Genomic DNA, 23,836 nt, shown 5'->3' with positions numbered 1-23,836 from the left:
GCTTCATTCCCGTTACTTGAGTGACATTCTTCGCCTTGCGGGCGCCAATGACTTGAATGTTAAAGTCACTCCACGAGCTGGCGCTCAAGCCTCAGCCCGACCGCACCGCCCCCTCCCGGGGACGCGTCAACGAGGAGATCGTCATGAAGATCTGGCAGCGCATCGCCCTGGGGGCAGCCCTCACCGCCACGGTCGGCGGCCTGACCACCGCAGGGGCCATGGCGAACGGGAAGCCTTCCGCCAGTCGGCCCGACGGACTGGCCGCGGCGGCAGCGTCCCACTGGAACGAGTCCGCGAAGGTCGCGGCGAACAAGCGAGTGGTGGAGGGGTTCATGGAGGACGTCCTCAACCAGCACAACGGGAGTCACGCCACCCGGTACCTGACCAAGGACATGCAGTGGCACGGCGGGACGGTCGGCACCGTGGCCGGCCGGGACAACGTCGCCGGGCTGATGACGACCGTGGTGACCGCGATCCCCGACCTGCACACCGAGGTGAAGGACATCTTCGGCCGGGGCGACGAGGTCGTCGTCCGCCTGGTGGTCACCGGTACGCAGAAAGGCCCCCTGCTGGGCATACCCGCCAGCGGACGCAAGGTCCAGTGGGACGCGATCGACCTCTACAAGCTGCGCAACGGCAAGATCAGCGAGGAATGGGCCTCCGAGGACTTCACCGCGTTCCTCAACGACACCGGCACCTACAAGGCGCCCTGGATCCAGTGATCCGCACCCGGCACCGGTCGGCGCGTCCGCGCCGACCGGTGCCGTTCAGCGTGCGGGCGAGTCGATGCGCTCAAGGATGCGCTTGGCGTCCTGGCCGAGGCGGCGCAGCCGTTCGGCCGAGAGGTTGTCCACCACCAAGTGACGTACGTGGGCGACATGAGCGGGTGCGGCCGACTCCAGCTTCCGCAACCCGTCGTCCAGCAGGATGGCGTTGGTGAAGCGCCCGTCCACGGGATCGGGCTCGCGCCGGACATAGCCACGGCTCTCAAGTCGCTTGACCAGGTGCGACAGGCGGGAGAGCGAGGAGCTGACGCGTTCGGCCAGCTCGCTCATCCGCATCGTCCGCTCGGGCGTGTCGGCCAGGATCGCCATGGACATGTACTCGGCCATGCTCAGGCCCGCGTCGCGCTGCAGTTGCGCGTCAATGGCCCAGGGCAGCCGGGTGACCAGCCTGGCCACCGACAGCCACGACTCCAATTCGCCCGGACTGAGCCACAGGTCCGCGTGCTCGCCGGCCGCCCCCGACTGGTCTGTACCGCTCGTCATGGACGACACGTTACTTGATCGCTCAAGCGATAGCCCCGAGCCTCTCGTTATCCGAACTGGGCGACGAAGGCCGTGAAGGCGGCCGGGGTGAGGGTGAGGGCGGGACCGTCGGGGACCTTGGAGTCGCGAACGGCGATGGTGGCGCAGGGGGTTGAGGCGATCTCGACGCACTCGCCACCCTGGTCGCTGCTGTACGTCGACTTGCGCCAGGTCACGGTGCCGAGCGGCGCGCACTCGACGCAGTCGCCCCCCTGGTCGCTGCTGTAGCTGGACTTACGCCACTGAATCCCGGTCGGAACCGCGTTGCTCCTCATAGCGTTCCTCCATTACGTGCCGGATCAGCCCCGCCGAATCCCTGAGGGAGAGAGCGGCGGCCTGAAGATGATCGTAACGGAGCGAACAGTCCTTGACAGTGTCCGGGTTGGCGGTCGGATGCCCCACGCCGTAACCCTCGGTGTAGACGATGTCCGGGTCGCTCGCGAAGCGGTAGAGGTTGTAGGACCCCGTCAGCCCGGCATGGGCACCGGCCGAGTACGGCAGCACCTGGATGTTGATCCGGGGGTTCTCCTCGAAGTCCAACAGCCGGGCCAGTTGGCCCCGCATGGCTTCCGGACCGCCCATCTCCTGGTAGAGCGCGGCTTCGCTGATGACCGCCCAGAGCACCGGCGGCTCGGCCTTCTCGAAGATGCGCTGCCGCGCCAGCCGTACGGCGGTCCGGTCGTCGAGCCTGCTGGAGTCCAGAGCGCCGAGCACGGCACGCGCGTACGCCTCGGTCTGCAACAGGCCGTGCACCATGTGCGTCTGGAAGGTACAGATCTCGATCGCCCGAGCCTCAAGCTCCGCCACCTGCTGGAACCAAGCCGGAAGCTGACTCCTCAACACCAGCCCCACCAACCGCGACAACAACCCCCCGGTCCCCAACGCCGCATCCGCCCGCTCGCTGAACACATCCGTCGGCAGCTTCCGAGCCGTCTCGATCTGTCCCACCAGCGACCCGGTGTAGTTGACGACGTCTCCGAACTCCTTCTGCGTGAGCCCGGCGGCCTCCCTGTGCCGCCGCAGCTCGAAACCGTAGTAATCGAGCGGCGACGCGCTCGGATCGAGGACGCTGATGTTGGTCACGGACGGCCCCTCTCACCCAACTCGGCTTACGAGCCAGTTGTGTTCGGTCGGTAGCTCAGCGTAGCGAACGGCCGCCACGATCGTCCTGTGAACGAACTCTTCCCTCCCCCACCCGTCCAGTACGGCATGCGCTTCACGGTCGGCGAGCACTCGGCGGGTCACGTACGGCGGATCGTCCGCGCCTACCTCCGCCACTGGGGCATGCCGGACCTGACCGACCCCGTCGGCCTGGCGGTCACCGAGCTGCTCGCCAACGTTCTGCGTCATGTCCCGGACCGCAACTGCGAGTTGCTGGTCCTGCGGCAGTCGTACGGCGTCCGCGTCGAGGTGTCGGACAGCTCGGCCGACCTCCCGACCGTCTCGGCCCCCGACGGTGACTCGGAGGGCGGCCGAGGCCTGGTCCTCGTCGAGGCGATGGCCGACGAGTGGGGTGTGGAGCCGACCGGAGGCGGCAAGACGGTGTGGTTCGAGTGCGCTGCGGCCAAGGAGGACGAAAGGCATTAGAGGCGTCCCGGAATGGTCCCGAAGTCACAACAACCCCTCGACACAGGGTAGTTGGAGCTTCACCATGGTGCCCCATGGCATATGCCGACGGGTGGGCCATGCCGAGCCAGGGGGGGTCACTGTGGGATACGAACGACTGCCGCGCGAGTACCGGATGAGACCGTCCCGGAGGAACGCGTTCCTCGGGGTGATGGTCGTGGGCACACTGGCCGTGGTGCTGCCCATGGTGACCGCCGACGACTTACCCGCCGCGTTCAAGTACCTCTTCCTCCTGGGATGGGTGCTGCTCTTCGGGTGGCTCTTCTACGCGACCCTGCGCTGCTCCACCAGCGCGAACATCAAGGCGCTCGATGTGCGCGGCATGATCAGGCACCGGCGGTTGGCATGGGAGGACATCCAGGACATCAGGTCGGAGTTCAGCGCGGCGGGGGCGGCGCAGAGCGGTGCGGCCAGCGTGCTGGTGCACGCGTACGACCGGAATGGCGCCAAGGTGCTGCTGCCGTTCGTCGACGACATTCATGTGAACGTCGAGCGTGAACTCACGCTGCTGCTGGAGGCATGGCAGGAACTGCGCGGTGAGGACTGGGCGCCTGACCCGGCGGCCGCCGTTCGCATCGACCGGCGCGATGCCCGCCAGGCGGCCCTCATGGCGGGGTTCGCCGTCGCGATGATCGCGCTCATCCCGCTGACCGTACTGATGCTGCTCCCACTCTTCGTCGACCTCCCGGAGTGGCTGGAGTCGATCCTGTCCCCGCTCACGGTCATGGGACTGGGACTGCCCTTCATCTTCGTACTGACCGCACTCTCCACGTACCGCAACCGCCGCCCCAGCGGCTGACATTCCGGCGGTCATGCGGACGACCCGAAAGAGGGGCGGTCGCCATCCGCACGACGACCGCCCCTCGTTCACTGCGTGTTGCCACCGGCTTCCCGATGACGCTCGCGGGCTGCGGGACTCAGGCTGTGGACGGGCGGTACACCGCAATGCGTGCCATCTCCACAGGAGCGGCGTACCGGTTCCAACTGGTCCACGTGGAGTTGTTCTTGATCCGCGAGTTGTACGTTCCGGTGGCGAGCTTGGGGAAGCTCACGTGACCGACCCGGCTGTCGTTGTACTGAATCTCGTGCTCCGCGGTACCTGCGATACCGGAGGACTCCGACACGTAGCCGTCGTGGAAGGCCGACATGGTGGTCCAGTCGGTGCCACCACTCATAGCGGAGTCGGGCATGGTGCTCGGGAGCGAATCGAGGAACGCGCTGCTCGGCCGCATGTCCTTGCACTGCTGCCACACGAACCTGCAGAGGCCGTCGTTGGTGCTGCCGCCGTGGGGGGTGGCGAGCGTCGCGACGTCCTCGATGTAGAGGTAATCCGGGAAGCCCGCGGCGTGGATTTTGGTGTAGTGCAGCGCGGCACGGACGACCAGACCACCCATGGAGTGGGCGACGACGTCGATCTTCTTGCTCCCCTTCGAGGGCTTTGAGAAGTTGTCGTAGACGTAGTTGGCGAATGCCTGGGCCACCACCCTGATCGGCGTGTCCTTGTTCCCGGGGAACTCGTGGCTGCAGTTCGTGTTGGCTTTGTAGTAGCCGAAGGTCAGAAGGCTTCCGCGCCACCCCTTGTCCGCGAAGTGATTACGGGCGGCGGACCAGGTAGTGCGGCAGTCGTGTCCGGACTTGGTCGGATCGCCCTGGATCCCGTGCACGAAGATGACCGTGTTGGTGTTCGTGGTCGACCGGGACGGCGCCGCACTGGCCGGCGTGACGGTGAGCATGGTGACGGCAAGTGCCAGCACCGCGGAGAGAAACAGCGTGAGCCGTCTCAGCAATCCCTGCATGAAGATCCCCCGTGATTGATGGTCGATTCCGCCCAGGGCGGCCTGGTACGAAATTAAGGGACGGGCTGGAGAAGGACATGTCACGCGAACGCGTGACAGCGCCGCCGCCCCCGGCCTTGCGGGGATGCCATGAGAGAGGCATCCCCGCAAGGCACAGAGGCTCGTCAGCCTCGGCTACGTGGAAGCAGAGGTCAGGTCGCCCACCTGTCGCAGGTGCTGGCGTTCACCCAGCGGTGCGAGCTGATGGAGTTGTTGGCCGAGTAGCCGCTGGTGAAGTAGTTGTTGGTGAGGTCTGAGGCGTAGCCCTCGTTGCGGGAGAGGCAGGTGTGGCCGCCGGTCCAGCCCGTGCCGGTTCCGTTGAAGAACTGGACCTCTTGGAAGTTGCCCTTGTTGAGGATGGACGAGGCCTTGTTGGAGTCGACGCCCCAGTCCGAGTCGTTGCCCGAGACCTTGCCGAGCTGCCCGACGCAGTCGACATAGTCGTAGGCGTACATGTAGCCGGCCGTGGCGGCCGAGTAGTTGTCGGAGCAGGTCTCGGCGGCGTGCGCGGCGGAGACGGGGACGACGGTTCCGAGAGCGGCCATGCCCAGGACGGTCAGGGTGGCGGACAGTTTTCTCATGGGTGTAACTCCTCGATCATCTGATGGGTGGGACTCCCCGCGGCCATGACGCCACGGAAATCTTCGGTGGGGCGCCTACCGGTTTTCGAGGTTCCTGGCCCGGGAAAGGGCGGTCATCCTCAGCTGCTGATAGGTCGCGAACTCTTCGGGGTAATCACGAAGTGTCTTTTCCCTGTATTCGCCTTCGAGGGAACGTGCGGTCTCCCCGAGGGATGTTTCACGGGCGCACTCGGCCTCGGCCACAGCCAATTTCACCTCGGCGCTCTGGGCTTGGTCCGCATTCATTCCCTTGACCAGAGACTCCCGTTTCTGGCGTATCTCGTCCGGGCTCCTGAAGGGGTTTCCCGACTCGTTCATGCATCGGGACCATGCCTTGACCGCGGTGACCAGGCGCTCGTCCCGGAGAATCCGTGGGACATACAGCGGAGTCAGCCCGGTCACGGTCTTCTTGACCCGGAACCAGGTCGGATAGTCGCCGTAGAGCCGCTCCTGCGCTTCGACGTGACAGCCTTCGCGTGGTGTCCGGATGGTGCCGCCGGACGGCAGCCCGACGGATATGGCGTCGTCGAAATCGCCGTCGAGCGCGCGGGAGTAGCGGATGCGCTCCTGCTCGGGGAGTGCGTTGTGGTAGGTGACATTGGGGTGACTGAGGCGTGCCTTCTCGGCCGCGATGTCGAAGGGCCGGCCGTAGCCGTAACGGCGAGCCCACTCCACGTCGTCCACCACGTACGCCCCGGCCTTGCGTTCCGCGACGCTCGCCACCGGCGCCGGCCAGTACGGGTGGCCCTGACGCTCCATGCACTCCTCGACGAGCTCTTCCTCCGCGCGGTCGACCTCGACCTCCTCAGCGACGGTCAGGTCTCCGACCTGTTCACCCGCCCCGCCGACCGCCTCGCCTTTCTGCGGCCGTTCCATATCCTTCGGGTTTCCGCTCTCGGCCTCGCAGCCGGCCACCAGGCAGACAATGAGAGCCAGTGAAAGAAGGACGGAGGATTTTCCCTTCACACGAACTTCGAATAACACCCGAGATTCCCCCCTAACACCCGAGATTCCCCCTCGATCGGCCCGGTTCCGAAGATTACGGGGCGGGCCGGAGGAAGGCATGTCACGCGAACGCGTGACATGCGCCGCCGCCCCTGCGCCGCGAGATATCGCGAGTGCCCCTGTCGGTCGCGCTCGCGTTCGTCTAAGCTCAGCAGCCGGTCTCGTCGGCGTGCGGAGGAAACGTTGTGAGGAAAGCGGTCGAAATTCCCTCACTTCTCTTAGCGGAGGCGGGAATTCCTTTGGCGGAGAATCCGTGTTGACGCAGGGACCCGCCCAGCTTCAGCTTCGGCGCAAGTCGGCGCGCCTGTCCGCTGTCCTGCGGGCGGCCAGTTCCGTCGGGGCGGCCGTGGTCGCCGTGGTCGGCCTCGCACCGCCCGCCCGCCCCGCCTGGGTGGCCGTCGCGGTCGTCGGACTGCTGGTGTGGAGCGGCCTGTTCACCGTCCTGATGTTCCGCCCGGAACCTCGGCCCTGGCTCTACGCCGGTGACATCGCCGTCGTCCTGCTGCTCTGCCTGGCGCACGGCAAGCTCGTCCCGGCCGAGGTCCTGGGAGCGAGCGCGGGCAGCGGATGGGTCGACATGGTCGCCAGCACCGGCGTCTTCATCGCCCAGTTCGTGCTGCGGCAGCCCTGGGCGATGGCGGCGGCGATCGCCATCGCGGTGGCCTACGCGGTGGGCGCCCCCGGCGTACGGGAAGCCCCCGTCATCCTGGTGCTCCAGGGGCTGCTGGCCGCCGCCGTCGTGGTCCTGCTGCGGCACGGAGCGCGCAGGGCGGACCGCGCACTGTCGGAGGAGGCATCGGCGCGGGCGTCGGCGCGGGCCCGGTCCGCCGCCCGCAGCGACGAACTGGAGCAGCAGCGGCTGCTGCACGACACCGTGCTCGCCACGCTCACCATCGTGGGCACCGGCAGCATCACCCGTTACTCCGCCGCGCTGCCGGAACGGGCCGCGGCCGACCTGGCCGTCATCGAGAACCTGCGGGCGCACCCCGGCGCGGCACGCGATGTGGCGCACGACCCCGCCCCGCTGGATGTCGAGCTGCGCACCGTCGTTCTGACGCGCCGCGTCGGACTCCCGCCACTGGACATCGAGTTCGACGTGCCGCCGCTGGACCTGCCGCACGAGGTCGTGGTGGCCCTCTCGCAAGGGGTCGCCGAGGCCCTGACCAATGTGGCCCAGCACGCGAACACCCGCGCCGCCCGGGTCACGGCCCGGCGTGCCGGTGAGGGCGTCACCGTCGAAGTCCACGACAGCGGAAGCGGGTTCGACCCCATGACCGTCGCCTCCCACCGACGCGGACTGCGGGAATCGGTCTACGGCCGGATGCGTGCCGTGGGCGGCAGCGCCCGGGCGGAATCGTCCCCCGGCGCCGGCACCCGGGTCGTGCTGAGGTGGGAACCATAACCGCCGACGTCGTAAAGGGCATGGTCGCCACCCGTTTCGCCACGGCCGTCAACATCGGTCTTGTGGTGATCGTCGGCGTCTGGCACCTCGGCCTGGACACCCTGCTGGTGCTCAGGGGCTGGCCGGTGTACGAGCCGCGGGCCGCCGCCGCGGGCTCCTGGCTGGCCCTCACGCTCGTGCTGACGGTCGGTGCGGTCCTGCTGCTGCGTTCGGCGCTCGACACGGGCACCGCGCGGATGCTTGCGGGGGCGGCGCTGGTCACCGGCGTCGTCGCCACCGCCGCGTACCCGGCGGGCGAAGCGATCGGCGATGTGAGCTGGGCGGGGAACACCGTGGGCTGGTTCGGCGTACTGCTGCTGATACAGCGTCCGCTGTGGGAGCTGATCACCCTGCTCGCCGCCAACACGGCTGTCACGGTGGGCTTCCTGGCCGCCGACGGCGCACTCGACCATGTCACCGTCTCCCGCCTGCTGGCCATGATCTACACCACCGCCGGTATCCAGTTGACCTTCGCGTACCTGGCACGGCAGCTCAACGACGGTGCGAGGGAAGCCACCGAGATCGCCGCGGGACAGGCGGAGTACCTCGCCCGCGCGACCGCCGACGAGACCGTGCACGCCGAGCGCCGGCGCCGCTATGAGTACCTGCGCATCAGGGTGGAACCACTGCTGAGTGGTCTGGCGGAACGTCGACTGGACCCGGCGGACACCGTCGTACGCCAGCGTGCCGCCGTGGAGGCGGCCCGGCTGCGGAGGCTGTTCGTGGAGACGGACGACACCCCGCACCCGCTCCTGCACGAACTGCGGGCCTGTGCCGATGTCGCCGAGCGGCGTGGCGTACGCGTGACCCTGCTGAGCTACGGCGAGTTGCCCGACCTGCCGGCCTCCGCCCGCCGCGAACTGGCGGAAGGAACCTTGCTGGTCCTGGCAACCGCAGCCACCCGAGCGCGCGTGACTGTGGTGACGACACCCGAGGACGTGGTGGTGAGCGTGGTGGCCGACGCCCCGCCGGAGACGCTCGTGGAATCGCCGGGCCCGCTCACCGTGTCCGCCGCGTACGACCAGGAGGAGGATCAGTTGTGGTGGGAAACCCGATGGCCCTTACGTCCGGCTCCCTGACCGTTGCCATCGTCGACGACCACCCTGTCGTCATCGAAGGCATCCAGACCTGGCTGTCCGAGGAGCCGCGGATCTCGGTGGAGCACACCGGCGAAACCGCGGATGTGGAGCCCGGCGTCGCGGATGTCCTCATCCTCGATCTGAATCTGCACGGCACACTCGTCATCGGCGACATCGCCACGCTGGCCGCGGCGGGCCAACGGGTCATCGCCTTCTCGCAGTTCACCGAGCAGCGGGTGGTGCTCGAATCGCTGGAGGCCGGCGCCTGCGAGTTCGTCGCGAAGAACGAAGGACGGGCCCACCTGGTGAACGCGGTGCTGGCGGCGGCGGGCGACAGACCGTACGTCACGCCCACGGCCGCGGGCGTCCTCGTCGGTGACCGCGGCGCGAGCAGACCCAAACTGTCCTCGCAGGAACGCACCGCCCTGCTCTGGTGGTTCCAGTCCATGTCGAAGGCTTCGGTCGCCCGCCGCATGGGCGTATCGGTTCACACGGTCGACGTGTACATCCGCCGCGCGAGAGTCAAGTACGCGCAGGTCGGCAGAACCGCACCGACAAAGGCGGACATGCTGGCCCGGGCGATCGAGGACGGCTTGGTGACACCCGACGACATCACGGGCTACGAGTCGGCGGCGGTCAGCGGGGGTTGAGCAGTTCTGCCGGTGGTGCAGGCCTTCACAGCAGCCCGAGATCCCGAGCCCGCAGCGCCGCCTGCGTACGGTCGCGCAGTGCCAGGCGGCTGAGGATGCGGGAGACGTGGTTCTTGACCGTGCCCTCGCTGAGGTACAGGCGGGCGGCGATCTCCCGGTTGGTGTGGCCGTGGGCCAGGAGCCGGAGGATGTCCGTCTCGCGCGGGCTCAGCGAGACGGCGGGGGCGGCCTTCACCACGGGTGCGGGCGACGGGAGGGCAGCCGTCAGGTGGCGGGCGACGGTGGAGTCGAGCTGGGTGACGCCCGCGTGGGCCAGGCGTACCGCTTGGGCGAGTTCCTCGGCGGGGAGGTCCTTGAGGAGGTAGCCGTGGGCTCCGGCGCGCAGAGCCTGGACTACGTACTCCTCGTCGTCGAAAGTCGTCAGCATCACGACCCGGCACTCCGGCGCCCGGCCGCGCAGCACGGCCACCGCCTCGACGCCGTCCATCTCCGGCATCCGTACGTCCATCAGGACGACGTCCGGGCTCAGTTCGAGGGTCTTGGCGACGGCGTCCCGGCCGTCGACCGCCGTACCGACGACCTCGATACCGGGACGGATGGACAGCAGGGAGGCGATCCCGTCGCGGATGAGCCGCTGGTCGTCGACGACCAGCACTCTCACCCGCACCAACTCTTCGTCCATGTCACGTCTTTCCTCGCGGAACCGTCACCGTAAGCCGCGTACCCGCCCCCGGCCCGCTCTCGATGTCCACACTCCCCGCCACCAGTTGCACCCGTTCCCGCATCCCGACAAGACCGAACCCACCGGCCGCCGAATCCTCCGCGTCCGGCGCGAAGCCCAGGCCGTCGTCGGTCACGACCATCCGCGCCGCCTCCCCCTCCAGGTAGACCACCACCGTCACCCGCGAAGCCCGTGCATGACGCCGTGCGTTGGTCACGCCTTCCTGCGCGGCCCGGTACAACGCGGTCAACTCGGCTGCTCCGTAAGCGTTCTCGTCTCCACTCACCTCGACGGTGACCCGCGGCGGCGTCGCTCTGTCCTCCGCAAGCCCGGCCAGCGCGACCGAGAGCGAAGGCCGCGCCGCCTCGTCGCGCAGCGCACGCACCGACTGTCGTACGTCGCCCAGCGCGAGCCGTACCGACCGCCGGGCCTCGTTCAGTGCGCGCTGGGCCGCGTCGGGGTCCAGGGCCCGGAAGTCCGAGGCCATCTCCAACTGCACGGACATCGCGGTGAGATGGTGCCCGAGGCTGTCGTGGATGTCGCGGGCCAGCCGGTTGCGTTCGGTGGCGGCGGAGAGCTCGGCGACCTGCTCGGCGTACTCCTCCACCTCGCGCCGTGCGCGCTGCTCGCCGACCGCCACGGCGGCCATGGAGAGCGCGAGGACCAGGCCGACGGTGAGCATCAGCAGGTCGGACACGTGCTCCAGGTCGCGATACCAGCCGGGTGCGGTCAGCACGTACACGGTGAGCAGCCCGGCCAGGCACAGGGCGCCGAGGGCGAGCGCGGTCGTGCGGCCGAAGGCGAAGTAGGCGGTGAACGGCAGCAGCACGAACAGCACTTGGGACAGTCCCGACGCGTCGAGGACCACCACCGCCCCGATCAGAGCGCACCGCGCGAGCAGCAACGGCACCCGGGCGGCGGGCCGGCGCCCTCCCATGGCCTCCAAGGCGAAGAGCGCCCCGAGCACGGCGACGAAGCCGGCCGGCCGCCACCACCCCGTCGGTCCCGGGCCGGCCACCGCGTAGTACAGACCGCCGACGAGGACCACGCCGTACAGCAGCGGAGCCACCCACCGCACGGGCACGAACACGGCCATAGGCACCCCCTGTCGTCGCCAGGCTAAGCCGGGGGCGGCCCCTGGGTGAGACCGGCGGGAGAACTCAGGGCAGGTCGGGCCGAACGGCACATGCCGAACGGCCTTCCCCCGCACGGGAGATGGTGACTTCCGTCCGCTGTCATGGCCGCTCTGCACCTCCTCTCCCCCCTCGACCGCTTCTTACGGTTGCCGCCCTGCCCCACCGTCCGAGCAACCGGAGAGACCCCATGTATTCGCCCTTCCGTACCGCCGCCCTGTGCGGAGCCCTGTCCGGCCTGCTGCTCGCCCTCCCCGCGCTGATCGAGGCGTTCACCGGGGAGACCTCCGCGACCAGCGTCCTGTTCGCCCTCTCCCCCGCGTTCGCGCTGCCTCTGCTCACCGCGCTGCACCGCAGGCAGAGCGCGGTCACCGGCCGCTTCGGGGACCTCGCCCACACCGTGAACCTCGTCGGTCTCGGGCTGTTCGGCGGTGCCGCGTTCGCCGCGAACCTGGTGCTGTTCCACTTCGACGACGCCGTCATCGACGAGGCTCTGGCCGGCGGCCCCACGGTCCCCGTGCTCATCGGGTCCGCAGCCGTCTTCGCTGTGGGCTGTGCCCTGTTCGGGGCGACGCTGATCCGCGCCCGGGTGTTCCCGAGGATCCCGTCGTGGGGATACGCCGTCGTGCTGCCGCTGTTCGCGTTCCTGACCTCGCTGCCCGACTCCCTGCTCACGGTCGCGCTGCACATCCTGGTCGGCGCCGTCCTGATCTGGCTCGCGGCCGCACTGTGGCAGCACGCGGAGGCAACGGCTTTGTCCACGTCGCGACTTCCCGTGGCTCCCTGATGAACGTTTTCGGTCCACTTCGCGTCTACACACTTGGCGCAGCCGACCCGCACCTTCGAAGACATCGAACGGAAACCCAGAGCCGTGGCCTCTGCCGCACTGACCGACCTGACCCTCGTCCGGCCGGACCGCACGGCCCCGCCCCGGAACCATCCCGTCCGCAGGTTCTGGCACCGCCACCGCCTCCCGCTCCTCGCGACGCTCCCCACGCTCCCGCTGTACGCCGTGTGGTGGGTGTTCCTCGCCACCGGCGGCGGCGACCTCGCGGCCCAGGAGGCATGGGCCCAGTTCGCGTCACGGAACGGCGGATCGGCGTACAACCTGTTCTGGTACGGCGGGATGCACACCGCCAACTACAGCCTGATATCCCCGTACTTGATGGCCACGCTGGGTGTCCGCACGGTGACCGTGGCCTCCGGGCTCGCCGCCACCTGGCTCGCGGCAGTGCTGATCGGCCGTACGGGGATACGGCGGCCGGTGGCCCCGGCACTGCTCGCCTCACTCGCGCTGTGGTGCAACGTCGCCTCGGGGCGTACGACGTTCGCGCTCGGCGTGGCCTTCGGGCTCGCCGCCTGTGTGCTGCTGACGCGCGAACGGCGGCTGCTGCTCGCGACGGCGTACGCGGCCCTTGCGACGATGGCGAGTCCGGTGGCCGGGCTGTTCCTGGTGGTGGTGGGGGCGGCGTATCTCGTCGCACGGGACCGGGTGCGGGCCGGGGTGCTGCTGCTGCCGCCCGCCATCGTGGTGGGTGCGACCACGCTGCTGTTCCCGTTCAGCGGCGAGCAGTTGATGCCGCCGGGCCGCATCGGGCCGCCCGTGCTGCTCGGGCTGACGGTGGCCGTGCTGGCCCCGCGCGGCTGGCGGGTGGCGCGGTGGAGCGGCGTCGTCTACGCGGCCGGGACCGTCCTGACGTATCTGATCCCCTCGCCCGTCGGCACGAACGTAGAGCGTTTCGCGGAACTGTTCGCACCCGCCGTACTCCTTGCGGTGCTGCTGGGCGCGCCGAGTCTCAAGCCCCTGAGGCGCACCGCCCTGATCGCGGCCCTGTGCTACTCGCTCTTCTGGGTCGGGCAGAAGACCGTCGACGACCTGGAGGTGTCGACGAACGTGCCCGCCTGGGCGGCCGACACCCAGGGCGTCATCACCGCCCTGGACCGGCTCGGCGCCGACCGCACCCGCGTCGAGGTGGTCCCGGCCCGCAACCACCGTGAGGCCACCGCGCTCGCCCCGCACGTGAACCTGGCGCGCGGCTGGAACCGCCAGCTGGACATCGAACGCGGCCGGCTGTTCTACGACGGCACCTTCTCGGCGGCGACCTACCGGGCCTGGCTGGACCACTGGGCCGTCGGCCTCGTCGTCCTGCCCGGCGGCAAGCCGGACGGGTTCGCCGAGGCGGAGGCCCGCCTGGTCCGGAACCCGCCCGCGTGGCTGGAGCCGGTGTGGAGCGACGCCCACTGGCAGGTGTTCCGGGTGCGCGACGCGGCGCCGCTGGTGTCGGCGCCCGCCTCCGTCGTACGGACCACGAGCGCCGAGGTCGACGTGCGGATACCCAAGCCCGGCTCGGTGACCGTGCGGGTCGCGTACTCGCCGTGGCTGCGCGCCGACGGGGGCTGCCTGGCGCAGGACGGCGAGTTCACGCGGCTGACGGTCTCCCGGCCGGGCGAGTACCGGATCAGCTCCGAGTACGGCCCGTCACCGGGACCGGTTCCTCCGTGCTGACCTCGACCGGTTTCAGCAGCGTCCGGGGCCGCGGGCCCTGGAGCAGGTAGGTCAGCCCGAAGCCGGCGCCCACGACGACCGCGCCGCCCGCCGCGTCGAGGATCCAGTGGTTGCCGGTCGCCACGATCGCGGAGGCCGTGAAGAACGGGTGCAGCAGGCCCAGTGCCTTCATCCACCACTTCGGCGCCAGGATCGCGATCACGAGCCCGCACCACAGCGACCAGCCGAAGTGCAGCGAGGGCATCGCCGCGTACTGGTTGGTGAGGGCGGTGAGCGTGCCGTAGTCCGGCTTGGAGAAGTCCTGGACGCCGTGCACCGTGTCGATGATGCCGAGGCCCGGCATCAGGCGCGGCGGGGCCAGCGGGTAGAGCCAGAAACCGACGAGCGCGAACAGGGTGGCGAAGCCGAGCGCCGCGCGGGCCCAGCGGTAGTCGGCGGGGCGGCGGACGTAGAGCACGCCGAGGACCGACAGCGGCACGATGAAGTGGAACGACGTGTAGTAGAAGTCGAAGAAGCTCCGCAGCCAGTCGACCTTCACGACGGCGTGATTGACCCAGTGCTCGATGTCGAGCTGCAGGAAGCGCTCGATGGAGAGGATCTGGTCGGCGTGGTGCTCGGCGGTGATCCGCCCACCGGTGTTGGTGCCGCCCGTCGCGGCCAGCCTGACCTGCTGGTACGCGGAGTAGCCGACGCGGATCAGGAGCAGTTCGAGCAGCAGGTTCGGGCGGCTGAGGACCCGGCCGAGGAACGGGAGCAGCGGGACACGGGACCAGCGCGCGGGGACGACGGGCGCGTACTCGGTGGGGATCGGCCTGCGGTAGTACTCGGACGTGCGGGACAGGAACGGCACGGCGAGGGCGGCGGCGAGCGCGGCGATCAGGACCACGTTGTCGCGCAGCGGGTAGAGGGCCGGCATGTTCGGCAGCATCATCTTCGCGGGCAGCGTGATGACGAGGATGACGGCGACGGGCCACATGTAGCGGTCCGAGGTCTTCTTGCCGACCCGTCCGACCACCGCGAGCAGCACCCACAGCAGCTGGTGCTGCCAGGTCGTGGGCGAGACGGCGACCGCGACACAGCCGGTGATCGCGACGGCGAGCAGCAGCTGACCGTCGCGCGCGTAGCGCACGGCCCTGCGCAGCCCTAGGAACGCGACGGCCGCGCCGAGCAGCAGGAAGAGGGCGATCTCCAGCGGGCCTTCCAGGCCGAGCCGCAGCAGCGCGCCGTGCAGGGACTGGTTGCCGAGGCCGTCCGCCTTGCCGCCGAGACCGACGCCCGCCAGGTGGTGCACCCAGTAGGTGTACGAGTCGTGCGGCATCGCGGCCCAGGCGAGCGCGGTGAGGGCCCCGAAGGTGGCACCAGTGGTCGCGGCGGCGTGTCTGCGGCCGGTGAACCAGAGCAGCGGCGCGAAGAGCAGCACGGTCGGCTGCAGGGCGGCGGCGAGGCCGATCAGGACGCCGCTGGCCCGCTGCCCGCGTACGGCGAAGCAGCCGAGCAGGACGAGCAGCACCGGGATGATGCTGGTCTGGCCGAGGTAGAGGGTGTTGCGCACGGGCAGCGACAGCATCAGGAGGCTGATCGCGACGGGTGCGGCGAGCAGCGAGGCCCGCCGGGTCACGGGCTTGGGCAGTGCGCGCGCCACGACCAGGCCGAGCGCGACGACAAGCAGCAGGGTGCCGAAGGTCCAGCCCCAGCCGAGGGCCTGTTCCGCCGAACGGGTGAGAGGTTTGAGGACGAGTCCCCCGAACGGGGTCCCGGTGAACTGCGAGGAGTCGTACAGCGACCCCTTCACATGCAGGACGCCGTTCTCCCCGACCCAGGTCTCCAGATCCGTCAGCCGCTCCCCCTTCGGGGTGCTCAGGACGACGGTGAGCTGCCGTACGGCCAGCACCGCGGCGATCACCCACAGCCCGATGCGGACAGCCTTCAGCCGTGCCTTCGCCGTCTCGGCCGCCCCCGCCCCGAAGGCATTACCCGCTCTTCCGCCGTGCTCCACATTCGCCACGCCGCGTCGGCCCTCCCGCCCCGTCCGTCCCACGCGTCCCACGCGCGGGTATCTGTACCGGTCCCCTTGAGGCTCACACCGCCTCCGATGTGAGACGCAGGCAACCCCCACTTCACCTGACGTCCTTCCATCTTTTGTCCGGATGACGATAGTGCGCGAACGGTTCAGTTCCACCCCAGGTCCGCGACACAGATCACAGACGACCCCCCGAAAGGCCCCGAACGGCCAGGTCGCCCCGCCTGCGCACGCGGCATTTCATCGACCGGATCCAGCCGCGAACACCCGGCACAAACCGCTGGAAAACCTCGGCGCCCGCGACTAGATTCACCTCTCGGACTAGTTAGCCCATCTAAATAGGCATACGAAAGGCATGGTGCATGAGCGAGTCGCAGCTCTGGAACGACGTCGACGACTACTTCACCGCCCTCCTCGCCCCCGCCGACGACACCCTGACCGCCGCCCTGAGCGACAGCGACGCGGCCGGACTGCCACCCATCAACGTCGCACCGAACCAGGGCAAGCTGCTCCAGCTCCTCGCCCAGATCCAGGGCGCCCGCCGCATCCTGGAGATCGGCACGCTCGGCGGCTACAGCACGATCTGGCTGGGCCGCGCCCTCCCGGCCGACGGCCGCCTGATCAGCTTCGAGTACGACCCCGCACACGCCGAGGTCGCCCGCGGCAACCTCGCCCGCGCCGGCCTCGACAAGATCACCGAAGTGCGGGTCGGGCCCGCCCTCGAGTCGCTCCCGAAGCTGGCCGAGGAGAACCCGGAGCCGTTCGACTTCGTCTTCATCGACGCGGACAAGGTGAACAACCCGCACTACATCGAGTGGGCCGTCAAGCTCACCCGTCCCGGCAGCGTGATCGTCCTCGACAACGTCGTACGGGAGGGCGCGGTCACCGACGCGGACAGCACCGACCGGAGCGTGCGGGGCACCCGGGCCGCGCTCGAACTGATCGCCGCACACCCGAAGTTGAGCGGTACGGCGGTCCAGACGGTGGGGAGCAAGGGGTACGACGGGTTCGCGCTCGCCCGAGTACTGGCCTGAGGCCGCTGTTCACACCTCGTGGTAGAAGCCCACGTTCACGCTGTACGGGCCGGTGCGGTCCAGGATGACGATCTCTCCGGCGCTGCCCGCGGGGAGCCTGGCCGTGCCGCCGTACGGGAGGGGCTGGGTCAGCTGGCCCGCCATCGTCAGCCGTACCTCGGACGAGGGCTCCGGGCGGGAGCCCTGCAGCCACGTGACCTGCCAGGAGCCGTCCGGGCCGCACAGGAACTCCAGGTGCACCCGGGACACGAACAGCCAGTCGTCCGGGGTCGCGAGACGGCACACGGCCTTGTCCCTGCCCACCCGCAGCATGGCACCGGGGTCGCTCGGTGCGTCGGCCATCAGCATCCCGGCCGTCGCGCCCGCGTCCGCCCCTGTTACCGAGGCCATGGTGAGTTCGAGCACGTGCGCTCCTTCAGTTTCCTGCCGGTCCAATTGTCCACGTACGGAGCGTGTTTGACGCGCCGCCGCCGCATGATAGTTCGCCCCGTCGCCCCTCCGTGCAGCCTCCTGCACAATGGACTCATGACCGAGCGCAAGCCACCCGGTGTCAGCTTCGAGTCCTGGATCGACCGGCAGATCCGCGAGGCGGAGGCGCGCGGGGAGTTCGCGGAGCTTCCCGGGGCAGGGCGGCCCATGCCCGAGATCACCGACACGTCGTACGACGAACTGTGGTGGATCAAGCGGAAGATGGCCCGCGAGGGCCTGTCCGTACTGCCTCCCACCCTCGCCCTCCGCAAAGAGGCCGAGGACGCCCTCGCAGCGGCCGCCGCGGCCCCCTCCGAGCGGGTCGTACGCCGCATCATCGAAGACATCAACACCAAGATCCGCGAAGTCATGTTCAAACCCCCACCCGGCCCACCCCTCGGCCTCAAGCCGTACGACGTCGAAGACATCGTCCAAGACTGGCAAGAACACCGGGAGGGCCCGACCCCCTCCACTGACAACTGAGGCCGCGCCCCGGAACATGGTCCGGGGCGCGGCCTCAGTGACACCGACGGGCGGCTGCCGGTGGGGGGTCGCGGGGGTGTTTTTTCGCCCCCTCCGCCCCTACCCGTCCCTTACTCCTGGGGCTCCGCCCCAGACCCCGCTCCTCAAACGCCGGAGGGGCTGAATCTTTCCCCGGACGGAGCTGAAATCTTTCGCCCCGGCCGCAGATCTTTCAGTGCCGGCGGCAGATCCTTCTAACCGGCCGGGGGAGATCTTTCAGCCCGTCCGGCGTCCGAGGACGAGGTAGTGCCGTCCCAATCCCCCACCCACCCGTGGGAGCTCCACTCTGCAGCCCCGGGCCGGGGGGAGATCTTTCAGCCCGTCCGGCGTTTGAGGACGAGGCCGTTCAGGCCGAAGCGGGGGTCTGGGGGCGGCAGCCCCCAGAAGCAAGGGACGGGTAGGGGCGGAGGGGGCGAAGAAAATCGGTGCTCCGGCGTCGGCCGGGTGTCGCCGGGGTCAGGACCTCAGTAGGCGTTCCGTTACCTCGCGGTAGTCCCTCAGGGCGAGCCGGAGTTGCTCGGTGTCGGCGCCGGTCTTCTCCTGCCAGGACGTACGCAGCTTGGTGCGACGCCGGGAGACGGCGTCGGTGAAGCGCGCGGCGAGCTCCTCCAGTACCTGGTCGGCCTCCGCCACGGCGTCCCGGGGTTCGTCGACGAACCCACCGACGGCATGCCGGATCCGCAGCTCGAACTTGTCGCACTCGTCCTGCGGAAGCAGCCGGGCGTCATGGTCCGGGACCTGCCGGGTTCCGGACGTCACGGGCCGCCCGCGGACCGCCGTATCGCCCCTGCCCTCACGGACCGCACCGTCCCCGGTGTCACGGCCAAGACCGCCGGCGCCCTCGCGGGACGACGCACCGTGGGTGCCTCGCCGAGCGTCAGGATCACTCCCGCGGACCGCACCGGCCGAGCCGCTGACCGACTCGTCCGCGGAGGTACCGACCCCCTCGCGGGCCCCCGTGCCAGGAGCGGGCCGGACGGGGATGGCCCGCTGTACAGGCGTGTCCTCGCCGCCGGTCGGGGCCTCGCGGGCGGGAGCCGCCTCGCCGGGCGCCGGGCGCACGCTGCCCTTCGTCGGGTCGGAGCGTGTCGGGTCGGACCGTGTCTGGTCGGGGCGCGCAGGGTCCTTGGTCTCGTCGGCCGGCATGTCCTTCATGATGTTCAACTCCCCTTCGCCTGACGCCTGGTGAACGACCAGGGCAGGTGGGTTCGACCCTCGGGGACGGAGCCCTCCGGGCGGTTGGATGCGGTCGGCGCGGTGGACGACTTCTCGTCCGCCCCGTTGCTCGACGTGTCCTGGCGGATCGGCGTCACCAGCTCCTCGAAGAGGGCGCGCGCCTCGACCATGGCCTTGCGCAGCCCCTCGGTGCTGGCGCCGTCACCGTCCGGGGTACGGGCCAGCGCGGCCCGGTGCACCCGGCGATAGCCGAGGACATGGGGCCCGTGGTGGACGGAGAGCGCGGCGTACTGCTCCTCGTACTGGCCGTCGGGGAACCCCCGCGCCCCGGCCACCTCACCGATCAGCCGGTCGGCCTCGGCCACGGCCTCCCGGGGCGACTCGACGAAGCGTTCCTGCGCGGCCGCCCAGCGGACCACGTACTTATCGCGGACCGCGGGCTCCAACGCCCGCTCCCGCAGCGAACCGTGCCGCCTCACGCGCTCCGCGAGGTCGTGCTCGGCGGCCTTGGTGTCGCCGTCGTGCCGGGCGACGGTCCGGTCGTATTCGGGCCCGAAGCGCCGCTGCAGGCTGCGTCCGCCCTGCGGCCTTCGAGCAAGGATGGTCACGGCGGCCGCGACAACGGCGACGGCCGCCACGATCACGATCAGAGCGATGATCACGCCTGTGGACATGGGTGCCTTCCCGGGTACTCCGACTTATTCGAATTGCTCGATCTGCTCGAACTGCTCGACCCAACGGGCCGGTTCCCGCACCGGGTTGCCCGCAGAACGCCTCTCAAACAGGAACGCCCCGGAGACCGCCCGCCGAAATCCGCTTGCGGACCGCGTACGGCACCTCGTGACAATGACCGCCATGACCCGTACGCCGGCTTCCTGGACCGTCGCCCCCGAACCCTTCGACTCCCCCGTCGCCGCCGCGCTGTGGCGGGCGTACTACACGGAGGTCAGCGACCGCTGGTACCTGCTCCACGAGGGGCACCCGACCGATCCGGCGGAGCTGGAGCGGGAGGTCGCCGCCGACACCGGGGACTATCTCGCGCCGCCGGGCGGGGTGCTGCTGGTCGCGCGGTACGACGGCGAGCCCGGCGGCACGGCGGGCGTGCGGATGCTCGACGCGGGCACGGGTGAGCTGAAACGGGTCTTCGTCAGCGAGCAGCTGCGCGGCAAGGGCGGCGGCCCCGTGCTCCTCTCGGCGGCCGAGGAGGCGGCACGCGGGCTCGGCGCCGAGCGGCTGATCCTCGACACGCGAAGCGACCTGGTGGAGGCCCGTGCGCTGTACGCCCGGCACGGTTACGAGGAGACCGAGCGGCACAACGACGACATCTACGCCGAGCACTGGTTCGAGAAACGGCTCAACAGGTAGGCACAACATCAGACCGAGCGCTGCGGCACCGTCCCGTTGTGCGGGCGTTCCTCGTCGGACCCGCACAACTCGGCGTTCAACTCCTCGACCAGCTTGACCAGATCGGTCGGGCGGTCCGGCCCCCACCAGTCGCCGAGCAGCTCCCCGAGGGACTCCTCACGCGCCCTGGACAGCGTCGCGGCGGCCTCGCGGCCCTCGTCCGTCAACACGAGGTCGAGTCCCTCGCGGACGGCGAGCCTGCGCTCCTCGACCTGCCGGGCCGCGGCCATCACGACGGTCAGCGGTACGGCGCTGTGCTCGGCCAGCTGCGCGGGCTCGGCCCACCCGTACTTCCTGATGCGCAGCAGCAGCCAGCTCGCGGCGGGCAGCAGGTCGTAGCCGGCCCGCACGGTGATCTTCTCGTAGATCTCGCGCCGCCCCTCCCGGGTGCCGAGCACGGACAGCGCCCGGCACACCTCGTCGTACGACGAACGCTCCACCGGATTGCTCGCGAGCGTCTGGGTGGCGTCCGGCGCCATGACCGACCCGCGCAGCTTGTCCTCGCGCAGGAACCACGCCAGTACGAAGCCGAGGAGGGCGACCGGGGCGGCGTACAGGAAGACGTCGGTGATGGCCGAGGCGTACGCGTGCAGGACGGGCGGCCTCAGCGTGGCCGGCAGGTCGGCGATGCCCTTCGGGTCGGCCTTGAGCGAGTCCACGCTGGTGCCCGCCGGGAGCTGCTGTCCGCCGAGCGCGGTCGTCAGTTTGTCGCCCAGGCGGCTCGCGAAGACCGAGCCGAAGATGGCCACGCCGAACGCGGCGCCGATGGAGCGGAAGAAGGTGGCGCCCGAGGTGGCGACGCCCAGATCCTCGTACGGGACCGCGTTCTGCACGATCAGCACCAGCACCTGCATGACCAGGCCGAGGCCCAGACCGAAGACGAAGAAATACGCGCTCATCTCGCCGGTACTGCTGAACTCGTCGAGCTGGTGGAGGAGCAGCAGGCCGAGGGCCGTGATCCCCGTACCGGCGATGGGGAACACCTTCCAGCGGCCGGTGCGGCTGACGATCTGCCCCGAGGCGGTGGAGGCGAGCAGCAGCCCGAACACCATCGGCAGCAGGTGCACGCCGGACATCGTCGGCGTCACGCCCTGCACGACCTGGAGGAACGTCGGCAGGTAGGTCATCGCGCCGAACATCGCGAAGCCGACGATGAAGCTGATGACGGCGGACAGGACGAAGGTGCGGATGCGGAACAGCTTGGGCGGGAGGACCGGTTCGGCCGCCCTGCGTTCGACGGAGACGAAGGCCACGGCCAGTACGACACCCAGGACCGCGAGGCCGATGATCTGCGGCGAGCCCCAGCCCCAGGTGGTGCCGCCGAACGAGGCCACCATGATCAGGGCGGTGGCGACCGCCGCGATGAGGAAGGTGCCGAGGTAGTCGATGACGTGCTTGGCCGACTTCCTCGGGATGTGCAGGACCGTCGCGATCACGATGAGCGCGACGACGCCGATGGGCAGGTTGATGTAGAAGACCCAGCGCCAGCTGAGGTGTTCGGTGAAGAGTCCGCCGAGGAGCGGGCCGAGCACACTGGTCGTGCCGAAGACGGCGCCGAACAGGCCCTGGTACTTGCCGCGTTCGCGCGGCGGGACGAGGTCTCCGACGATCGCCATCGACAGGACCATGAGTCCGCCGCCGCCCAGGCCCTGAAGCGCCCGGAAGCCGATCAGCTGCGGCATGTTCTGCGCGAGGCCGCACAGCGCGGAGCCGATCAGGAAGATCACGATCGCGGCCTGGAACAGCCTCTTCCGGCCGTACTGGTCGCCGAGCTTCCCCCACAGCGGGGTCGCCGCGGTCGACGCGAGCAGGTACGCGGTGACCACCCACGACAGGTGGTCCAGGCCGCCGAGGTCGCTGACGATCGTCGGCAGCGCGGTCGACACGATCGTCTGGTCGAGGGAGGCCAGCAGCATGCCGAGCAGCAGCGCGCCGATCGAGACGAGGACGCTGCCGTGCACGTGCTCGCCGGCGTCGGTGGCGGCCGCCTCGCGCCGTCTGACGGCGCTCTCGTTCACGCCCAGCGGCGCGGACGGCCCGCCGTCCGTGCCGTGCCCGTCCTCGGTCATCCAGACCTCCCGCCGGCCCCGAGGGCCCCGGTAGCGTCCCGGTCACCCTCCATCCTGATCGGTGTGACCGGTTATGGCCTGTTGAGTCCTGCGGAGGCCGGGATTCCGGGGGCTCCGGGGAGATTGTGTGGGGGACGTACGGATAACCTCGGGAGTTCCTCAGGGGGAGGACAGGGGATGGATCCACGCGTGAATGAACCGAACGGGCACATATGCCCCGAGTGCGCGGCGCCCCGTGCGCCGGACGGCAGCCCGTCGTGCGCCTGCACCCAGCGTGCGTCGGATGCGCTGCGCGACGCGCGTACGGCGGAGGCGGCTGCGGCGGAGGACTTCGATCCGCTGCGGATCCGGCCGTACGTGGAACTGGAGCCGGGGGACGCGGACACGGCCGTGGTGCCGGTGTCCGTCGCCGTACCGGGGTTCTCCGACGATGCCTCCGCGTCGACGATGCGGCTGGCGGCCGTGCCCAGCGGCGCCGGCGCGCCGCCGGACGTACCACCCCGGTCCGGGCGGCGGCGTCGCGTCGTCCTCCTGGGCGTCGCCGGGGCCGTGGTGACGGTCGTCGCCGCGGCGGGCTTCGCCAGTGGGCTGTTCTCGTACGACACTCCCTCGCGGGACGGCGCCCTGCCGGACGCCGTTCGAGCGAGCGTCCCGGAGGCGTCCCCCACGTCCGCCTCGGCGTCTCCGTCCACGAGCACGTCGTCGTCGCCCCCGGCGCCGGCCGCCCCGGCGCCGCCGCCGCCCAGCGCGACCCCCTCACCGTCACGCTCGTCGGCCGCGTCCTCGACCCCGTCCCCGTCGGCCACTCCGTCCCAGACCCCGACGACCGAGCGCGCCACCGGCTCGGCGGAGGCCACCGGCGACGAATCGGACGACGCCCGCCAGACCGAAACCCTGCGCCGCGGCGACGAGGGCCCCGAGGTGACCGAACTCCAGCTCCGCCTGACCCAGTTGGCCCTGTACGTCGGCAACGCGGACGGCGACTACGACAACCAGGTCGAGGAATCCGTACGCCGCTACCAGTGGGCCCGGGGAATCACAGCCGACGACCTGGGCGTGTACGGCGGGGCGACCCGGACGAGCCTGGAAGCGGAGACGACGGAGCCGTGACCGTTTCGGCCTGCTGCTCGGTGGGTGGGTCGGGGGCGTGCCGGTACGTCCGCCCGTCGCCGCCGGATCAGACGTCGCCCGAGCACTGAAACGCCCGGTGACGCGAACGT

At 69.9% G+C, this 23,836-nt stretch carries 25 protein-coding genes; 12 read left to right on the top strand and 13 right to left on the bottom strand.

All coding sequences use genetic code 11. The features are described 5' to 3' along the window. Positions 1 to 56 precede the first annotated feature (56 nt). Complete coding sequence (locus OG246_RS18765; protein WP_266463475.1) at positions 57 to 722, top strand: ester cyclase; 666 nt, start codon at positions 57 to 59, stop codon at positions 720 to 722. A 45-nt stretch (positions 723 to 767) separates the two neighbouring features. Here OG246_RS18765 and OG246_RS18760 read toward each other — a convergent pair whose 3' ends face one another. Genes OG246_RS18760 through OG246_RS18750 form a run of 3 tightly spaced genes read right to left on the bottom strand, consistent with a single transcriptional unit; the run spans position 768 to position 2,390 of the window. Continuing rightward, positions 768 to 1,268: a MarR family winged helix-turn-helix transcriptional regulator gene (locus tag OG246_RS18760; protein ID WP_266463471.1), complete on the bottom strand. Its 501-nt coding sequence runs from the start codon at positions 1,266 to 1,268 to the stop codon at positions 768 to 770. A 47-nt stretch (positions 1,269 to 1,315) separates the two neighbouring features. Beyond that, complete coding sequence (locus tag OG246_RS18755) at positions 1,316 to 1,582, bottom strand: DUF397 domain-containing protein (RefSeq protein WP_266463468.1); 267 nt, start codon at positions 1,580 to 1,582, stop codon at positions 1,316 to 1,318. Further along, positions 1,542 to 2,390, bottom strand: a complete 849-nt coding sequence (locus OG246_RS18750) for a helix-turn-helix transcriptional regulator (RefSeq protein ID WP_266463465.1) — start codon at positions 2,388 to 2,390, stop codon at positions 1,542 to 1,544. Before OG246_RS18750 ends, OG246_RS18755 begins: the two co-directional genes overlap by 41 nt. A gap of 126 nt (positions 2,391 to 2,516) precedes the next feature. Between OG246_RS18750 and OG246_RS18745 the strand changes: the two genes are divergently transcribed. Together OG246_RS18745 and OG246_RS18740 are read left to right on the top strand one after the other, a co-directional pair. Continuing rightward, positions 2,517 to 2,894 carry an ATP-binding protein gene (locus OG246_RS18745; RefSeq protein ID WP_266464350.1) on the top strand — a complete coding sequence of 126 codons (378 nt, stop codon included), beginning with the start codon at positions 2,517 to 2,519 and terminating at the stop codon, positions 2,892 to 2,894. Between the two features lie 121 nt (positions 2,895 to 3,015). Then, positions 3,016 to 3,732, top strand: a complete 717-nt coding sequence (locus OG246_RS18740) for a PH domain-containing protein (RefSeq protein ID WP_266463462.1) — start codon at positions 3,016 to 3,018, stop codon at positions 3,730 to 3,732. A 118-nt stretch (positions 3,733 to 3,850) separates the two neighbouring features. Here OG246_RS18740 and OG246_RS18735 read toward each other — a convergent pair whose 3' ends face one another. From OG246_RS18735 to OG246_RS18725, 3 genes are all read right to left on the bottom strand, one after another. Next, positions 3,851 to 4,729, bottom strand: coding sequence for a triacylglycerol lipase (locus OG246_RS18735; protein ID WP_266463459.1), 879 nt, complete (start codon positions 4,727 to 4,729; stop codon positions 3,851 to 3,853). 191 nt (positions 4,730 to 4,920) lie between these two features. After that, positions 4,921 to 5,349, bottom strand: coding sequence for a hypothetical protein (locus OG246_RS18730; protein WP_266463457.1), 429 nt, complete (start codon positions 5,347 to 5,349; stop codon positions 4,921 to 4,923). Positions 5,350 to 5,424: 75 nt separating this feature from the next. Beyond that, a complete protein-coding gene (locus OG246_RS18725; RefSeq protein WP_266463455.1) occupies positions 5,425 to 6,354 on the bottom strand; it encodes a hypothetical protein in 930 nt (309 codons plus the stop codon). Between the two features lie 292 nt (positions 6,355 to 6,646). Between OG246_RS18725 and OG246_RS18720 the strand changes: the two genes are divergently transcribed. The 3 genes from OG246_RS18720 to OG246_RS18710 are packed head-to-tail and all read left to right on the top strand — an operon-like array spanning position 6,647 to position 9,563. Beyond that, positions 6,647 to 7,795 carry a sensor histidine kinase gene (locus OG246_RS18720; RefSeq protein WP_266463446.1) on the top strand — a complete coding sequence of 383 codons (1,149 nt, stop codon included), beginning with the start codon at positions 6,647 to 6,649 and terminating at the stop codon, positions 7,793 to 7,795. Beyond that, positions 7,783 to 8,913 (top strand): hypothetical protein, encoded by a 1,131-nt coding sequence (locus OG246_RS18715; protein ID WP_266463444.1) that lies wholly within the window; start codon positions 7,783 to 7,785, stop codon positions 8,911 to 8,913. The genes OG246_RS18720 and OG246_RS18715 overlap by 13 nt, the downstream gene beginning before the upstream one ends. After that, entirely contained in the window at positions 8,889 to 9,563 is a 675-nt protein-coding gene (locus tag OG246_RS18710; protein WP_266463442.1) for a response regulator, read from the top strand. Before OG246_RS18715 ends, OG246_RS18710 begins: the two co-directional genes overlap by 25 nt. A gap of 25 nt (positions 9,564 to 9,588) precedes the next feature. Here the strand turns inward: OG246_RS18710 and OG246_RS18705 are convergent, their stop codons facing one another. Next, positions 9,589 to 10,245, bottom strand: a complete 657-nt coding sequence (locus tag OG246_RS18705) for a response regulator transcription factor (protein WP_266463439.1) — start codon at positions 10,243 to 10,245, stop codon at positions 9,589 to 9,591. Position 10,246: 1 nt separating this feature from the next. Beyond that, positions 10,247 to 11,380 (bottom strand): sensor histidine kinase, encoded by a 1,134-nt coding sequence (locus tag OG246_RS18700; protein WP_266463436.1) that lies wholly within the window; start codon positions 11,378 to 11,380, stop codon positions 10,247 to 10,249. A 227-nt stretch (positions 11,381 to 11,607) separates the two neighbouring features. Between OG246_RS18700 and OG246_RS18695 the strand changes: the two genes are divergently transcribed. Together OG246_RS18695 and OG246_RS18690 are read left to right on the top strand one after the other, a co-directional pair. Next, a complete protein-coding gene (locus tag OG246_RS18695; RefSeq protein WP_266463433.1) occupies positions 11,608 to 12,204 on the top strand; it encodes a hypothetical protein in 597 nt (198 codons plus the stop codon). An 84-nt stretch (positions 12,205 to 12,288) separates the two neighbouring features. Then, positions 12,289 to 13,923: a hypothetical protein gene (locus tag OG246_RS18690; protein WP_266463431.1), complete on the top strand. Its 1,635-nt coding sequence runs from the start codon at positions 12,289 to 12,291 to the stop codon at positions 13,921 to 13,923. Here the strand turns inward: OG246_RS18690 and OG246_RS18685 are convergent. Continuing rightward, a complete protein-coding gene (locus OG246_RS18685) occupies positions 13,877 to 15,928 on the bottom strand; it encodes a bifunctional glycosyltransferase 87/phosphatase PAP2 family protein (RefSeq protein ID WP_266463428.1) in 2,052 nt (683 codons plus the stop codon). The genes OG246_RS18690 and OG246_RS18685 overlap by 47 nt on opposite strands. Before the next feature lie 377 nt (positions 15,929 to 16,305). On the opposite strand from OG246_RS18685, the gene OG246_RS18680 reads away from it, so the two are divergent. Beyond that, on the top strand, positions 16,306 to 16,977 hold the full coding sequence (locus OG246_RS18680) for an O-methyltransferase (RefSeq protein WP_266463425.1): 672 nt from the start codon (positions 16,306 to 16,308) through the stop codon (positions 16,975 to 16,977). A gap of 9 nt (positions 16,978 to 16,986) precedes the next feature. Here the strand turns inward: OG246_RS18680 and OG246_RS18675 are convergent, their stop codons facing one another. Beyond that, positions 16,987 to 17,382, bottom strand: a complete 396-nt coding sequence (locus tag OG246_RS18675; RefSeq protein WP_266463423.1) for a hypothetical protein — start codon at positions 17,380 to 17,382, stop codon at positions 16,987 to 16,989. A gap of 120 nt (positions 17,383 to 17,502) precedes the next feature. Here OG246_RS18675 and OG246_RS18670 point away from each other — a divergent pair, with 120 nt between their 5' ends. After that, the gene (locus OG246_RS18670; protein ID WP_266463421.1) at positions 17,503 to 17,928 is read left to right on the top strand and encodes a DUF1992 domain-containing protein; all 426 of its coding nucleotides are present in this window, start codon (positions 17,503 to 17,505) and stop codon (positions 17,926 to 17,928) included. Between the two features lie 495 nt (positions 17,929 to 18,423). Here the strand turns inward: OG246_RS18670 and OG246_RS18665 are convergent, their stop codons facing one another. Beyond that, positions 18,424 to 19,122, bottom strand: coding sequence for a hypothetical protein (locus tag OG246_RS18665; protein ID WP_266463420.1), 699 nt, complete (start codon positions 19,120 to 19,122; stop codon positions 18,424 to 18,426). Between the two features lie 5 nt (positions 19,123 to 19,127). Continuing rightward, positions 19,128 to 19,817: a hypothetical protein gene (locus tag OG246_RS18660; RefSeq protein WP_266463418.1), complete on the bottom strand. Its 690-nt coding sequence runs from the start codon at positions 19,815 to 19,817 to the stop codon at positions 19,128 to 19,130. Positions 19,818 to 19,998: 181 nt separating this feature from the next. Between OG246_RS18660 and OG246_RS18655 the strand changes: the two genes are divergently transcribed. Continuing rightward, a complete protein-coding gene (locus tag OG246_RS18655; RefSeq protein WP_266463415.1) occupies positions 19,999 to 20,508 on the top strand; it encodes a GNAT family N-acetyltransferase in 510 nt (169 codons plus the stop codon). A gap of 8 nt (positions 20,509 to 20,516) precedes the next feature. Here the strand turns inward: OG246_RS18655 and OG246_RS18650 are convergent, their stop codons facing one another. Beyond that, the gene (locus tag OG246_RS18650; RefSeq protein ID WP_266463412.1) at positions 20,517 to 22,616 is read right to left on the bottom strand and encodes an MFS transporter; all 2,100 of its coding nucleotides are present in this window, start codon (positions 22,614 to 22,616) and stop codon (positions 20,517 to 20,519) included. A gap of 189 nt (positions 22,617 to 22,805) precedes the next feature. On the opposite strand from OG246_RS18650, the gene OG246_RS18645 reads away from it, so the two are divergent. Then, positions 22,806 to 23,726 carry a peptidoglycan-binding protein gene (locus OG246_RS18645; RefSeq protein WP_266463408.1) on the top strand — a complete coding sequence of 307 codons (921 nt, stop codon included), beginning with the start codon at positions 22,806 to 22,808 and terminating at the stop codon, positions 23,724 to 23,726. Positions 23,727 to 23,836: the final 110 nt, after the last annotated feature.

Origin of the sequence: Streptomyces sp. NBC_00620 (assembly GCF_026341825.1) — a bacterium.
Classification (GTDB): Bacteria; Actinomycetota; Actinomycetes; order Streptomycetales; family Streptomycetaceae; genus Streptomyces.
The sequence above is the reverse complement of the archived record's forward strand: the minus strand, read 5'-3'. Positions and strand labels throughout refer to the sequence as shown.

Bases quoted from the DNA above. Each gene is read 5' to 3' on its own strand.
- OG246_RS18765 (WP_266463475.1), top strand. From the start codon at position 57: ATGTTAAAGTCACTCCACGAGCTGGCGCTCAAGCCTCAGCCCGACCGC.
- OG246_RS18760 (WP_266463471.1), bottom strand. From the start codon at position 1,268: ATGACGAGCGGTACAGACCAGTCGGGGGCGGCCGGCGAGCACGCGGAC.
- OG246_RS18755 (WP_266463468.1), bottom strand. From the start codon at position 1,582: ATGAGGAGCAACGCGGTTCCGACCGGGATTCAGTGGCGTAAGTCCAGC.
- OG246_RS18745 (WP_266464350.1), top strand. From the start codon at position 2,517: ATGCGCTTCACGGTCGGCGAGCACTCGGCGGGTCACGTACGGCGGATC.
- OG246_RS18735 (WP_266463459.1), bottom strand. From the start codon at position 4,729: ATGCAGGGATTGCTGAGACGGCTCACGCTGTTTCTCTCCGCGGTGCTG.
- OG246_RS18730 (WP_266463457.1), bottom strand. From the start codon at position 5,349: ATGAGAAAACTGTCCGCCACCCTGACCGTCCTGGGCATGGCCGCTCTC.
- OG246_RS18710 (WP_266463442.1), top strand. From the start codon at position 8,889: ATGGCCCTTACGTCCGGCTCCCTGACCGTTGCCATCGTCGACGACCAC.
- OG246_RS18705 (WP_266463439.1), bottom strand. From the start codon at position 10,245: ATGGACGAAGAGTTGGTGCGGGTGAGAGTGCTGGTCGTCGACGACCAG.
- OG246_RS18700 (WP_266463436.1), bottom strand. From the start codon at position 11,380: ATGGCCGTGTTCGTGCCCGTGCGGTGGGTGGCTCCGCTGCTGTACGGC.
- OG246_RS18695 (WP_266463433.1), top strand. From the start codon at position 11,608: ATGTATTCGCCCTTCCGTACCGCCGCCCTGTGCGGAGCCCTGTCCGGC.
- OG246_RS18680 (WP_266463425.1), top strand. From the start codon at position 16,306: ATGAGCGAGTCGCAGCTCTGGAACGACGTCGACGACTACTTCACCGCC.
- OG246_RS18670 (WP_266463421.1), top strand. From the start codon at position 17,503: ATGACCGAGCGCAAGCCACCCGGTGTCAGCTTCGAGTCCTGGATCGAC.
- OG246_RS18665 (WP_266463420.1), bottom strand. From the start codon at position 19,122: ATGAAGGACATGCCGGCCGACGAGACCAAGGACCCTGCGCGCCCCGAC.
- OG246_RS18660 (WP_266463418.1), bottom strand. From the start codon at position 19,817: ATGTCCACAGGCGTGATCATCGCTCTGATCGTGATCGTGGCGGCCGTC.
- OG246_RS18655 (WP_266463415.1), top strand. From the start codon at position 19,999: ATGACCCGTACGCCGGCTTCCTGGACCGTCGCCCCCGAACCCTTCGAC.
- OG246_RS18650 (WP_266463412.1), bottom strand. From the start codon at position 22,616: ATGACCGAGGACGGGCACGGCACGGACGGCGGGCCGTCCGCGCCGCTG.